This window comes from Undibacterium sp. Dicai25W (assembly GCF_049340505.1).
GTDB lineage: Bacteria > Pseudomonadota > Gammaproteobacteria > Burkholderiales > Burkholderiaceae_D > Undibacterium > Undibacterium jejuense.
On sequence record NZ_JBMPOQ010000004.1, the window covers coordinates 21,842 to 35,601 of the forward strand.

Consider the following 13,760-nt stretch of genomic DNA (forward strand, 5'->3'; position numbering starts at 1 on the left):
TAGCGACATCAAACAGCGTAAGTTGGTGTGCGTCACTTTACGTCAATTTTGACATCTACAAAAAACGGAGAAATAAATGAACCAAGAACACGTCAAACAATTGCTGACACAATTGCATACTGAATTAGCAGGTACCGAAGAAGTTGATGGTGAATTGAAGTCTTTGCTACAAAATTTAAACAAAGACATTCACCAGGTATTGAATGGCGATCAGCAGCACGATGATCCAGTCTACGCGGCATTGAGTGAGCGCTCTGTGTCTCTGTCAGCCAAATTCGCAGCGGAACACCCTAAGCTCGAACCAGTGTTGCGTGAACTGGCGTCTATGTTGGCAAAGATTGGCGTTTGATATTTGGCGCTTAAATCAATTTAAAAAGTAAAACGAGATCATTGAAGGTGCCCGACACGGATGCAAGGTGATCGCTTCATGATTTCGTGACGGTTTTGTCTAACTCAAAAAATCAAATCTGAACGATTAATGATGCGCTTACTTACAATGCCATCTCTTGGCAATTCGGGATTCCTACTCAGGCCGATAGAATTGACGGATGTTCAAGCGTGGTATTGCTATTTGTCGATGCCACACGTCATTGAACATACGAGTTGGAATCTGAGTTCTGTAGATGACCTGAAGGCGATCATTACATCATCGAACACAGATGATGCCTATTCACCGCTACGTCTTGCTATCGTTGAAACGGCAACGAATAATTTTGTCGGGACAATCGGCTTTCCTCTTATTTCATCGGTCAATCGTACCGCGGAACTGGCTTATGACTTGCACCCCAACTATTGGGGTAAAGGGATTGCCAGCTTATGCGCAAAAGCTCTAGTACATTGGGCATTAACCGAAGGAAAGTTCGTACGTGTACAGGCGACAGTGCTCGATACCAATCTTGCATCGGCCAACGTATTGAAAAAAATCGGATTTGTATTTGAAGGGAAGCTGAAAAACTACCGCATTGTGCGTGGTCAGCCACGCGACTATGCTATGTTTTCAGCGACCTCTTAAAAATCGCCCCAGGTGTAAGTCGTGTTCAAAACGCATGTGTGCCGATGATGTCCATATGAATGTTTACATGCTTATTAAAGTATTGGAGTAGCAGCGGCTTTTGGCATGATCAATGTCATGTGGCTAGAGGTAAATCGCATGAATAATTGAATGCCAAAAAGACGACATAGCAGGCGTTTTTAAGCGCCAGTAGCTTAAAATACGGTCACGTCTGATTTTACGATGGCGTCTTGCTTGTCGGCGAGCTATTCAGTACAAGAAAAACCGCAATGTTTGTGCTGTTTTTTGATTGATAGTCGTTTTGGCAAAATATCACTTTTCAAAAGGAAATATCTTGGGCGACCATCACGATCACAAAACGCATGATCATTCGCATGACCACGAACACGATCATAGCGAAGGTCACGGTCATGAGCATGGAAACCATGGTCACTCGCACGCACCCAAAGACTTCGGCAAGATCTTTTTCTTCGGCGTTATCCTCAATTCTGGCTTTGTATTGGCTGAATTCTTCTTCGGTATTCTCAGTAATTCAGCCGCTTTGCTGGCAGATGCCGGCCATAACCTGAGTGATGTGCTAGGTCTCTTGCTTGCTTGGGGCGCCAGTATTTTGGTCAAAAAGCAGCCTTCAGGACGTTTTACTTATGGCCTGCGCAGTACTTCAATCTTGGCGGCGCTTGCAAATGCCGTAGTCTTGCTAGTAGTGACTGGTGGTATCGCCTGGGAAGCGATTTTACGTCTACAACATCCTGAACATGTAACTGGCATGACCGTCATTATCGTTGCCGCTATTGGTGTCGTCGTTAATTTGAGTACCGCATTGCTGTTTGTCTCTGGCAGACATGATGATCTGAACTTACGTGCTGCATTTTTGCATATGGCGGGTGATGCTGCGATTTCTCTGGGCGTGGTGATTGCTGGTTTTGTGATGATTTATAGCGGCTGGGATTGGTTAGATCCTGCGGTGAGTCTGGTGATTTCTATATTTGTCGTTGTAGGTACATGGGGTTTATTAAGAGATTCCATCAATTTGGCATTGCATGCGGTTCCTGCCAGTATTAATTCGGTCGAAGTTCATGCGTTTTTGACTAAACTGCCTGATGTGACAGAAGTACATGACTTGCATATCTGGGGCATGAGCACGACCGAAGTCGCGTTGACTGCGCACCTAGTTGTTTCTGGCACGTATCCTGGCGATGCATTCAGAAAAATGGTCACCGATGAATTATTAAAGCGTTTCAAAATCGGCCATGCGACTCTACAAATAGAACTAAATGATTCGGGCATCCCATGCGACTTAGCGCCAACTGACGTTGTTTAACGTATGACAATCTGTAGTGCGGGTACAATCCACAATACAGATTTACGCTACCGGCAAGGTGAACCAGAAGGTACTGCCTTTTCCAAAGGCTGACTCAAATCCAATATTCCCTTGCATTTGCTGTATTAATTTTTTACTGATATTCAATCCCAGACCCGTACCACCTTGTTGGCGGGTATTGGAATTATTCGCCTGAGCAAAAGCTTCGAAGATACGGCTGTGAAAATGTTCTGGTATCCCTTCACCCATATCAATCACCGCCACTTTAAAGCAGCTTTCTTCCTTAATCAGGCGAATTTTCACGACATCATCGTTATGAGAAAATTTTGCCGCATTCGATAAAAGATTTGCCAACACTTGTTTGATACGTTCAGGATCGCCTTTAACTAAAGCTACGGCCGACGACCCTGCGTATTCAAAACTAACGTTAAAGGTCGATGCAAAATCTTTATTCTCATCGACCGCTTGTTCAATAATATTACTTACGTTTACGGTCTGAATATCCATCAACATCTTGCCGGACATAAGCTTTTCCATGTCCAGAATATCATTGAGCAAGACAATCAAGCGTTGGCTATTTCTATGCGCCACTTTAATTAAATTCAAGGCTTGATCTGGTAGTTTGCCAAGCAACTCACTTTCAAGTAAACCGAGTGCCCCACGGATCGAAGTGACTGGCGTTCGTAATTCGTGGCTAACCGTAGACACAAATTCCGCTTTGAGTTGTTCGATGTTTTTGCGGTCTGAAATATCCGTGTGCGTGCCAACCATACGCACAGGCCTACCGTTGTCATCACGTTTAACGACCATCGCGCGATCATGGATCCAGATATAGCTACCATCCTTGCATCTGAACCGGTATTCGTGCGAAAAAGTGTTCGTCATTCCTTGAAAATTTGCTTCCACTGCAGCCATTAACTCTGCTTCATCTTCTGGATGAATACGGTCAGACCATTCCTTGATGCTATCGCTAATCTCGCTATCATCGTGGCCTAGCATCTTTTTCCATTGCGTTGAATAGATACATTTCTCTGCTGGAATGTCCCAATCCCAGACCCCGTCACCACTTCCTTCTAAGGCAAACTCCCAACGTTCTTCGCTAATTTTCAGCGAGGCCAGGGCTTTTGCCATTTCCTGTTCCAGACGAATTTTTTGAGTTATATCCATGCCGACACCACAAGTGCCTATAATTTCTCCATTAGCATCAAACAGGGGAGAGCGAATCACCAGATAAATGTGTGGACCATCGTCTCTTTGAACAATGTTTTCAGTGCGTCGCGGGGCACCTGAGGCAATCATCTCGCTTTCAACTTGATAGACATCATCCGCTAATTCTGGCGGCAAAACCTCGCGATAATGCGTGCCGAAAATCTCATCGTTTCTACACTTAAAAACAGTTTCATACTCTTTATTGACATACAGATAACGGCCGTTTAAGTCGCGGACATGAACGTAAGAAGCGGTACAGTCAATGACGGTTTTAAGTAAACTATTATTTTCTATCGCATAACGACTATCGTGCGCCTGATTTTGAATTTCAGGTACGATCGATTTTGGTTGCTGGTATTGAGTAACGATTGGCGAAGACAGTCGCAGTGTCTGGAGCAAACTGGCAGTAAGAGAAATACAGCCTCTAGTTTGGCTAACGTGTTTCAGAATTTCCGCTTCAGTCCAACTTGCAAAAGCAAGTAACTGTTGATTATCTGTTTCATTTTGAGTCAATTGCCCAGGGCAATGGATAATAAGGGCGCCAAGAATTTCACCATCTACCCATTTAATTGGAACGCCAGAAAATGACCCCGTTCCTTTTTCTTTTTGCGTTAATTTTGCAGGAATCACAGACGGACGAGTGCGCCATAGAGAGTGACAAAGTTCAATAATCTCTCTTGTCTGATGTTGCGCCCGCAAGCCTAGACATTCACTCACATCAATAGCGAGGTCGGGACGAAAAACAATCAGCACGCGGCAATTGCCAAACACTTTTTCTGCCGTTTGCAGTATCAGCACAAAGCACGATAAAGAAGACAGGCAAACAGAACCGGAGACGGGTAATTCAACGGCAGTCTGACTACCTTGCAAGGAAATGCTTTTTTCCATACGCGTTTATCCAAAGGTAGGTGGGCACGTTTGCGTACATTGATAATAAAACATCAATGAAAATAAATATTCACTGACATTTTATATGAGAAACATTTTTATGCGCGACAAATATAATTTCTTAAATTTGGCTGATTTTCATATGGGAAGTAATTTCCGAACATGTCTGCAAAACTCAAATGTTCGGAAAATTACTGCCAGGTGCTGAGCGCTCGGGTCGCAACACTCCACAAAGTACCAGTCCTTCGCATAATTTATATTATGTTAAATTGAAGGAAAAATAAGCGTCAAAAATAGCGCGCATGTTGCAGACATTCCGTGGGGGTTTTTACACTGATTAAACAGTGTGCGATATCTTACGGCTCTACGAGTCACCGCTTATACGCTTCTTAAACTTAAAAATCCCAAAACGCTTAAGTTTAACTTGTGGCCTCATAAGAATTGCTTTTGATAAATTCTTACGTTGCATAGCCATTTGTAACTCAGAAACAGAAGAAATCTGATATCTACGTGAATGACGATTTTTAAAATACAAATATATAAACGATAAAAACAAGAATAAACCAATACAAACGCTACCAGCTAAAAAAGAATAAATAACACCACCACCAACTTTAACACCCCATATATTTACAAAATCTCCATGCTTGTAAGTAACCAAAGAAAAAAGCTTTTTCGGTTGTGGAACAGGTTTTAAATCCATAGGATGACTTGGAGGATTAACGACGAGCTGTTGAGGTATAGACGACGAACTTGATGAGAAATTTTGAAGCGGAGACTGCACACGCTGACGGTCAATGTTCTGCGAACCAGGATTACAAGGAAGATCGCTATAAGTCTTCTTACCATCAACATCAACGCATAAATGAATTTCAGCGCGGGCAGATATTGAAAATAATAAATACAACAAAAAAAGCCAACGCATAAATATCAATTAGTAAACCTTGGGAATGAGACGTTAAGGCATTGATTGCATGTAAGTCAAGTATTCAGGGGCGGTTCTGGCAAGATGCAATTCTTCCGCGTGAGCCCTCATATAATAAATCCAGTTTTACTACTTATATTGAGCCCATCACGCGCTTGTGATGTCAACGCTCCGGCGGATAATGTGCCTCTGAACACTGATCCGAATCTTCGGGGTGTTGCCGTCTTCTTGCCCTCATTGCTAGAACGGGATGATCAAGGGCCGTTTGTTGATTTGATCAAGGTAATTAATAAGTATTACCCTGAGGGCAAGATCAGCATCACCATTGAGCCAGTAAAAAGAATTTATTCGGATATCAATAACCGGCGCGCGGATTTTGGTATGCCGACAATGAAATTAAATGATGCACAAGAAGCGACGCTGCCCACGCAATTTTCCCATGAATCGTTGGGAAAGGTGACTTTTGTCCTCTACAGCAATAAAAAGAGACCCGTTAGTAAATTGGATATGTCCGCGCGTTCAGTCAATACGTTGAACATTGAAGCGCCGCGGGTCGATTGGGACTTTCCGGTCCAAACTGTGGTCGATCTTGAGTTGTCAATGAAAAAGCTCAATGCGGGTCGTATAGACGCGGTTTTATGGGCGCAAGAGGAAGCGGATTACGAAATTAAAAAGCTTCATCTTAATAATATACAACGAGCCTATTTTAATGATTATCCCGATATGTTCTTTATGCCCTGCAGTAAACGAGGTGATTTTGTCAATCAAGCTATCAGTAATGCAATAAAAGCTGCTGCACTCAGCGTTGAATTACAAAAAGCCCATGACAAGGTGCATCATTCATATGTTGATTGGCAACCGTAAGGCAAACAGGCGCCGATCTAAAGCAGGACAAAAAAGATATTCGAACTCCCCTCCTCGCTTTGATGTGCAACTAAACATTTCGCTGGTATTTATTAACCACACCTTCGTATTTCGCATGTTTTTTTACAACAGCGTTTTTTTTGGTCTGGCGAGAAATTCTTGCCACCGCCAATACATTGCGTTACGGTAAGTCACTTAACGTTGCAAAAGATGGTGACGAAGACTATTCTCGCTTTTACTTTTCCGCAGAGTTAAACGAACTAGATTACCGACGCCCACGCCTGCATACGACACCCCGATGCCGGCCTTCAACGTCGGCCTTCCACACGATGGTAGTGCTTATTTGAGGAGACATTATTATGCAAATTAGTCTGGATTACAGTATGAAAGAATTAGAATCCATCCTTCAGAAAACAAACGAAATTATTTTGAATCAGTATAAACAAATTAAAGAGCAGCCTGGTTTTCGCTGTGCTAAACAAAAAGAAGTAGAAGCGTGGTTTGATGAACCATTACCCAAACTGGGAATGGATCCGATAAAACTTCTTGAGAAGGTCAAAGAAAAGGTTCTGGAGAATGCGAACGGAAATTTCGGTCCAAATATGTATGGCTACGTGATTTCCGGAGGCAATCAAATATCGACGATTGCAGATTTTTTAGCGTCGACCATCAATCAAAATGTCGCTAAATGGCACATGTCTCCTGTCATGACTGAGATTGAAAAGCGGGTCGTTGCATGGACAGCAGAAATGGTAGGTTTCGTCCCTGAGGCCGGTGGAGTCATGGTTAGCGGTGGCTCAGCGGCTACGCTCACAGGTCTTACAGTGGCGCGGAATATTTTTTTCAGACAGAAAAATATCAATAAACACGGACTCTTTGGTATCAAGCCCTTCACCGTCTATTGCTCAACCGAAACCCACAATTGTACCGACAAAAGTGTCGCCTTGTTAGGCTTGGGTACCGATCATTTGCAGCGCATTCCCGTCAAAGATGATTTCACTATTGATCTCTCCGCATTAGAGTCGAAGATTCTTGCGGATATTGCTGCAGGATATACCCCCTTTTGCGTCATCGGAAATGCGGGAACAGTGAATACGGGGGCGGTTGATGATCTGGTTGGACTTTCCGCCATTGCAAAAAAATATGGACTTTGGTTTCACGTCGATGGTGCGTATGGCGGGTTGGTTGCTTCCCTTCCGGGTTTGAAACATAAATATAACGGAATGCAACTCGCAGACTCTATTGGCGTGGATTATCACAAATGGCTGTATCAGCCGTTCGAGGTTGGTTGTACGTTGGTGAGAAACTGGGGTTTGTTACGGGAGGCGTATTTTAAACAGGCAGATTATCTAGACACTTCCTTTGAAAAAGAAGAACAAAGAGTTGAATTTAACGAGCATTATTTTCAACTTTCCAGAAACGCGAAAGCTTTTAAAGTCTGGATGTCACTCAAAGCCTACGGCTTCTCAAAGATACAGGCAATGATGCAAAAAGACATTAACCTCGCCCGCTATCTTGAAAACCTGATTAACACGTCCGATGACTTTGAACTGAAATCTAAGAGCGATTTAGGCATTGTATGCTTCCGCTACATCGGTTCACGGCTGACATCGGCTGAGATAACGGAAATTAATCAAAAACTTATCATCGCGCTCGAGTCGGACGGAAGGATTTTTATCACTGGTACCAGGCTGAACGATGAATTTGTCTTGCGCGCGTGCATTATTAATCACCGCAAATCAGAGGCTTCGATCGAGTATATGCTTGACACGATTCGTGATGTGGCTAAGAGCTTGGTGGGTTCAGAAACACAAGAGTGCTATGCGTGATTTTTTGTACCATTGATAAAAAAAAGCGAGATAGTTTGAACCATCTCGCTTTTCATTTTAAACATATAATTTTTGTGAAAATTCAGTACAACTCAGTACAACCTCAGTACGATGAAGCTCGACAAAAATTAACTGGCCCGCAGCCTAATTATTTACTAACTGCCGCCAGTTTTTGCCATGTATCAACAACAGAGTCAGGATTTAACGAAATTGACTCAATGCCCTCTTTCATCAACCATTCTGCAAAGTCAGGATGATCAGAAGGACCTTGCCCACAAATACCAACGTATTTATTCAACTTAGTACATGCCGCTATAACCTTAGACAACAAAGCACGCACAGCAGGATCGCGCTCATCAAAGTCAGCTGCCAGTAATTCCATGCCGGAATCACGATCCAGACCCAGCGTCAATTGAGTCAGATCATTAGAGCCAATTGAGAAACCATCAAAGAATTGCAAGAACTCTTCTGCCAGAATCGCATTGGATGGCACTTCGCACATCATAATCAGACGCAGGCCATTTTCGCCACGTTTCAAACCATTTTTCGCAAGTAAATTGACGACTTTTTCTGCCTGACCAAGTGTACGAACGAAAGGAACCATGATTTCGACGTTAGTCAGCCCCATGTCGTTACGAACACGCTTCATTGCCTGGCATTCCATTTCGAACGATTCAGCAAAGTCGGCTGCAAGATAACGCGCCGCACCGCGGAAGCCCAGCATTGGGTTTTCTTCGTCAGGTTCGTAGCGAGACCCGCCAATCAGTTTTTTGTATTCATTCGATTTGAAATCAGATAAACGAACGATCACTTTCTTCGGCCAGAAAGCAGCCGCAATCGTTGCGATGCCTTCAGCCAATTTGTCGACGTAGAAAGCACGTGGTGAAGCATGCCCGCGAGCTACGGATTCAACTGCCTTCTTCAAATCAGGATCAATATTTGGGTATTCCAGAATTGCTTTTGGATGCACGCCAATGTTGTTATTGATGATGAATTCCAGACGTGCCAGACCAACGCCATCATTTGGTACCGATTGGAAATCAAATGCCAATTGCGGGTTACCGACATTGAGCATGACTTTCAATGGCAACTTAGGCAATTCACCGCGCAGTTCTTCGGTGACTTCTGTTTCCAGCAAGCCGTCATAGATCTTACCTTCGTCGCCTTCGGCACAGGACACAGTCACCAATGTACCGTCCTTCAGCATATCAGTGGCATCACCGCAGCCAACGACGGCAGGCACGCCCAGTTCACGCGCAATAATCGCAGCGTGGCAAGTACGACCACCTCGGTTAGTCACAATCGCTGCAGCACGTTTCATGACTGGTTCCCAGTTGGGATCGGTCATATCAGCAACCAATACGTCACCCGGTTGTACGCGTTCCATTTCGGACGGATCGTGAATTACACGAACACGACCAGCACCGATTTTTTGACCGATGGCGCGGCCAGACGCCAACACTGTGCCGCTACCTTTGAGTTTGAAACGCTGTTGCGCATCAGTGGACTTTTGTTGAGACTTAACCGTTTCTGGACGTGCTTGCAAGATGTAGAGTTTACCGTCGCGACCGTCTTTGCCCCATTCAATGTCCATAGGGCGGCCATAATGCTTCTCGATAATAACGGCGTATTTAGCCAATTCCACGACTTCAGTATCGGTCAAAGAATAACGGTTACGCATTTCTACTGGCACATCAACCGTTTTAACTGAGCGCCCTGCTTTGGCTTCACCAGTAAATTCCATCTTGATCAGCTTTGAGCCAATGTTACGGCGAATAACTGGCAATTTACCCAGTTCCAGCATCGGTTTGTGGACGTAAAATTCGTCAGGATTTACCGCACCCTGCACCACTGTTTCGCCCAAACCGTAGCTGGAGGTAATAAATACGACGTCTTTAAAGCCAGACTCCGTATCAATCGTGAACATCACACCAGCTGCGCCCAGATCTGAGCGCACCATGCGCTGTACACCAGCAGACAAAGCAACTTCGGCGTGAGTAAAGCCTTTGTGAACACGGTAGGAAATCGCGCGATCATTGTACAAAGAAGCAAACACGTGCTTCATTGCTTCGAGAACGTTATCAATACCAACCACGTTCAAAAAGGTTTCTTGTTGACCAGCAAAAGATGCATCTGGCAAATCTTCCGCCGTTGCAGAGGAACGCACTGCGAACGACATTTCAGCGCTGGAGTCTGCAACCAGCTTGTTGTAGAACTCTTCGATTTCTTTTTGCAAACGTGGCTGGAACGGTGTGTCGATAATCCATTGACGGATTTCGGCACCGGCTTTTGCCAATTCTTTGACGTCGTCAATATTTAAATCGGCAAGACGATCTGCGATACGCTGCGCCAAAGGCAAGCCGCCATTTTCGCTATACGATAAAAAATCACGGAATGCTTGTGCTGTTGTGGCAAAGCCACCTGGAACACGAACACCTGCAGTGGCGAGCTGACTAATCATTTCGCCTAAAGATGCATTTTTTCCGCCGACGGATTCAACATCCGTCATTCGTAGATGCTCAAATGAGGCAACGTAAGTTGCTTCAGTATTTGCTGCGTTGGACATAACAACCTCTTTTTGATGGTAAGAAATCTTTGCTATTGACTGCGGTACTGCTTCGTCTATCGCTATTTTTTTGTTATTCTTGGTACGAATGACGTGCGTCGTGCTCTTGCAGCATTTTACATTGTGTCCTGCAGAATTTATCTATGCCAAAGAAGAATTTCCCTTCTTTTTTATTTGTTCGTTATACAAAAATTTTTCACTTGTATGTTTGTGCTGTGTTAAGAAAACGACATGCGGGCTACAAACAAGCAGGAATTGAAGTAAAACAAAGGAAATGGCTCTCGAATTATTTGATTTCCCTTTTTATTTCCTATTTTATTTCCGACTTTACTAATTACCACAAAGCAAAATAAAAAATGCCAGAATCCCAATCACATGCACTGCCAAAAGCTAATCGTACCGTGTTTTTTGTCTCCGACGGCACAGGTATTACCGCTGAAACCTTCGGACATTCGGTGCTGACCCAGTTTGATCTGAAATTTCGACAAATCCGATTACCATTTATTGATACTCTGGATAAGGCACATGATGCGGTCAGACGAATAAATGACGCCTTCACGCAAGACGGAGTGCGGCCTATTGTTTTTTCTACGCTGGTCAAAGCCGATCTGGCGGGCGTTGTTTTTAAATCCAAAGGATTGCATATGGATTTAATTCAAACATTTGTCTCACCACTTGAACAAGAGTTAGGCGTCAAATCAACGCACACGATAGGTCGTAGCCATAATATTGCAGATTCGGAAGAATACAAGAATCGTATTGAGGCGATTAATTTCTCACTGGCACATGACGATGGTCAATCAAACAAAAACTTGTCGACCGCCGATGTGATTTTGGTTGGTGTCTCGCGCTCTGGTAAAACACCAACCAGCCTGTATCTGGCGATGCAATATGGGATTAAGGCGGCAAATTATCCGTTGATTCCAGACGATTTTGAACGTGGCAAGCTGCCATCTGTACTACCAGAGTTTAAAAGCAAGATGTTCGGCTTGAGTATCGCGCCTGAACGCTTATCGGAAATTCGGAATGAACGCCGTCCAGGTAGTAAATATGCATCAATAGAAAATTGCCGTTATGAAATTAATGAGGCTGAAGCGATGATGAAACGCGAAGGAATTCGCTGGTTATCGTCAACCGCTAAATCTATTGAGGAAATCTCAACCACGATTTTGCAAGAAATTAAAGCGGACATAAAAGTGTATTAAACGACTCGCCATTCAAAGCATTGTTGTAGGGCAGGTGCAACCAGCGCTATCCTTTTGAGTAAAACGAATAGTGGATTGCACCTGCCCTACGAAATATCGTCACTGGCTTGAAATCAGGAGATGTTTATTTAAGTTGTTGACGCACTTGCTCAAAAAAACAAATCGCGGCACTGGCCGCCACATTTAAAGACTCGATAGCAGCTTGCTGGGGAATTGTCACTGTGTGTGTTGCCTTTGCCATCAAATTATCAGACACGCCCTGCCCTTCATGTCCAAATAGCCAGACTACTGCTTGGCTCAAATCTGCCTGATAGATCGTTTTAGTTGTGTGCGAACTAGTCGCTAAAACAGGGATATTCGATTTCGAAAGCACTTCTTCGAGGTCAATATTTTCAAAAATGTTCAACAGGAAATGTGCTCCCATTCCCGCACGCATAACTTTTGGTGACCATGCAAATGCAGTCCCGGGGCTACAAAACACGTTTTTGACACCCGCAGCTGCAGCACTGCGCAAAATTGAACCCAGATTACCAGGATCTTGCAAATTATCCAGAGCAACCGATGTTTCGCTAATCGCGTTTGGTAATACAGGTTCTGGTGTAGCGATTAAAAACATGATGCCCACACCGTTCTCAACCTGACTAATGGCTTGATACAACGCCTCAGGCAAACTAATGCAGCGCACATTCTTTTGTTCGCATTGGGCAAGGAGTGGGCTCACCTCATGATCATCGGTCGCGACTTCAGACACAATGCATAACTCTGGTTGTCCAAGATGCTGCAAATACGCCTCACACAAATGGACGCCATCAAGTAAAGTCCGGCCCGCTTTGCGGCGCGCCTGCGCGCTAGTGGCAATTAATTTAAGTTCTTTGTACTGCGGGTTATCGCGGGAAGTAATTGATTTCATTTCAACAAAGCCTTCACAGGCGCATAGGACTTACGGTGAAATGGCGCAACACCATGTTCACGTAATCGTTCAAGATGTAAAGCAGTCGGATAGCCCTTATGCTGATCCAACGCGTATTGCGGATATTGTTTGTGCAGCTCGTAGAGCGCATGATCACGTGCGGTTTTGGCTAAAATCGATGCAGCGGAAATCGCAGCCACCTTATCGTCGCCTTTAACTATCGCTTCTGAGCGTATCGCCATGACTGGACAACGATTTCCGTCAATCAAAGCCAGGCTTGGGGTTACCGACAACGCCTCAACAGCACGGCGCATGGCCAGCATAGTCGCTTGCAAAATATTGAGTTCATCAATCTCTTGTTCAGAACACTCAGCAACAGCCCAAGCCAGCGCATGCCGCTTAATTTCTATGGCTAAGGCATCACGTTTTGCTTCGGATAATTTTTTTGAATCTCGCAGACCCGCTATCGGGTGTTTTGGATCAAGTATTACAGCGGCGGCCATCACGGGCCCAGCCAATGGCCCACGACCAGCCTCATCTACGCCACAAATGACTTCACCTTCATAATCAAACAAATTTAAGCTTTCTTGCATATCAACCCTGAAAAAATGCCTTCAAGGCAGTGGTATCTAAATAGTAATGGCAAATTTTTCGGCTTGGTTGCCCCGGCTTGTTTCCAACCAAAACCGGAACCAATTCATCATAAAGACTCACCAGTTCGGCATCAGAATCAATGTCAATGACTTCTACCGTAAATTGAAAATCCGGAGTATGCGCTTGCAATTGCTCCAACATATCGTCGCAAAGGTGGCAGTAACTACGAGAATATAGGGTAAAAGATATCATGATTAACACCAATAAAATTTGCAGGGCTCGCACGAAGATGTTTGAGTAGCGGCACGGCTAGATCAACAACTTAAATACTGCCTGTTTCACATTGGCTTTTCAGCATAGCGTGAACGAATCGCAGCGGATGTGTTCATTATAAGTCCTGTGCCGCGCTACAACAAAATTTGTAGACGATAAAAAAC

At 44.2% G+C, this 13,760-nt stretch carries 12 protein-coding genes; 6 read left to right on the plus strand and 6 right to left on the minus strand.

Features of this window, described 5'->3' with window-relative positions:
* Positions 1-76 precede the first annotated feature (76 nt).
* From ACO0KY_RS06275 to ACO0KY_RS06285, 3 genes are all read left to right on the plus strand, one after another.
* Entirely contained in the window at positions 77-349 is a 273-nt protein-coding gene (locus tag ACO0KY_RS06275; RefSeq protein WP_423044896.1) for a DUF4404 family protein, read from the plus strand.
* A gap of 132 nt (positions 350-481) precedes the next feature.
* Positions 482-1,012, plus strand: a complete 531-nt coding sequence (locus tag ACO0KY_RS06280; protein ID WP_423044897.1) for a GNAT family N-acetyltransferase — start codon at positions 482-484, stop codon at positions 1,010-1,012.
* A 334-nt stretch (positions 1,013-1,346) separates the two neighbouring features.
* Positions 1,347-2,333 carry a cation diffusion facilitator family transporter gene (locus tag ACO0KY_RS06285; RefSeq protein ID WP_423044898.1) on the plus strand — a complete coding sequence of 329 codons (987 nt, stop codon included), beginning with the start codon at positions 1,347-1,349 and terminating at the stop codon, positions 2,331-2,333.
* Between the two features lie 42 nt (positions 2,334-2,375).
* On the opposite strand, the gene ACO0KY_RS06290 is transcribed toward ACO0KY_RS06285, so the two are convergent.
* On the minus strand, positions 2,376-4,430 hold the full coding sequence (locus ACO0KY_RS06290) for a PAS domain-containing sensor histidine kinase (protein ID WP_423044899.1): 2,055 nt from the start codon (positions 4,428-4,430) through the stop codon (positions 2,376-2,378).
* Positions 4,431-4,794: 364 nt separating this feature from the next.
* Positions 4,795-5,355: a DUF4124 domain-containing protein gene (locus ACO0KY_RS06295; RefSeq protein ID WP_423044900.1), complete on the minus strand. Its 561-nt coding sequence runs from the start codon at positions 5,353-5,355 to the stop codon at positions 4,795-4,797.
* A 138-nt stretch (positions 5,356-5,493) separates the two neighbouring features.
* Here ACO0KY_RS06295 and ACO0KY_RS06300 point away from each other — a divergent pair, with 138 nt between their 5' ends.
* Together ACO0KY_RS06300 and ACO0KY_RS06305 are read left to right on the plus strand one after the other, a co-directional pair.
* A complete protein-coding gene (locus ACO0KY_RS06300) occupies positions 5,494-6,219 on the plus strand; it encodes a hypothetical protein (RefSeq protein WP_423044901.1) in 726 nt (241 codons plus the stop codon).
* Positions 6,220-6,602: 383 nt separating this feature from the next.
* Positions 6,603-8,048, plus strand: a complete 1,446-nt coding sequence (locus tag ACO0KY_RS06305) for a pyridoxal phosphate-dependent decarboxylase family protein (RefSeq protein ID WP_423044902.1) — start codon at positions 6,603-6,605, stop codon at positions 8,046-8,048.
* A 148-nt stretch (positions 8,049-8,196) separates the two neighbouring features.
* Here ACO0KY_RS06305 and ppsA read toward each other — a convergent pair whose 3' ends face one another.
* Entirely contained in the window at positions 8,197-10,614 is a 2,418-nt protein-coding gene (ppsA, locus tag ACO0KY_RS06310; RefSeq protein ID WP_423044903.1) for a phosphoenolpyruvate synthase, read from the minus strand.
* Between the two features lie 356 nt (positions 10,615-10,970).
* On the opposite strand from ppsA, the gene ppsR reads away from it, so the two are divergent.
* On the plus strand, positions 10,971-11,819 hold the full coding sequence (gene ppsR, locus ACO0KY_RS06315; protein ID WP_422988586.1) for a posphoenolpyruvate synthetase regulatory kinase/phosphorylase PpsR: 849 nt from the start codon (positions 10,971-10,973) through the stop codon (positions 11,817-11,819).
* Between the two features lie 124 nt (positions 11,820-11,943).
* Here the strand turns inward: ppsR and ACO0KY_RS06320 are convergent, their stop codons facing one another.
* Genes ACO0KY_RS06320 through ACO0KY_RS06330 form a run of 3 tightly spaced genes read right to left on the minus strand, consistent with a single transcriptional unit; the run spans position 11,944 to position 13,575 of the window.
* Positions 11,944-12,729, minus strand: coding sequence for a TrmH family RNA methyltransferase (locus ACO0KY_RS06320; RefSeq protein ID WP_423044904.1), 786 nt, complete (start codon positions 12,727-12,729; stop codon positions 11,944-11,946).
* Positions 12,726-13,322, minus strand: coding sequence for a ribonuclease HII (rnhB, locus tag ACO0KY_RS06325; RefSeq protein ID WP_423044905.1), 597 nt, complete (start codon positions 13,320-13,322; stop codon positions 12,726-12,728). Before rnhB ends, ACO0KY_RS06320 begins: the two co-directional genes overlap by 4 nt.
* A gap of 1 nt (position 13,323) precedes the next feature.
* Complete coding sequence (locus tag ACO0KY_RS06330) at positions 13,324-13,575, minus strand: glutaredoxin family protein (protein ID WP_423044906.1); 252 nt, start codon at positions 13,573-13,575, stop codon at positions 13,324-13,326.
* Positions 13,576-13,760 lie beyond the last annotated feature (185 nt).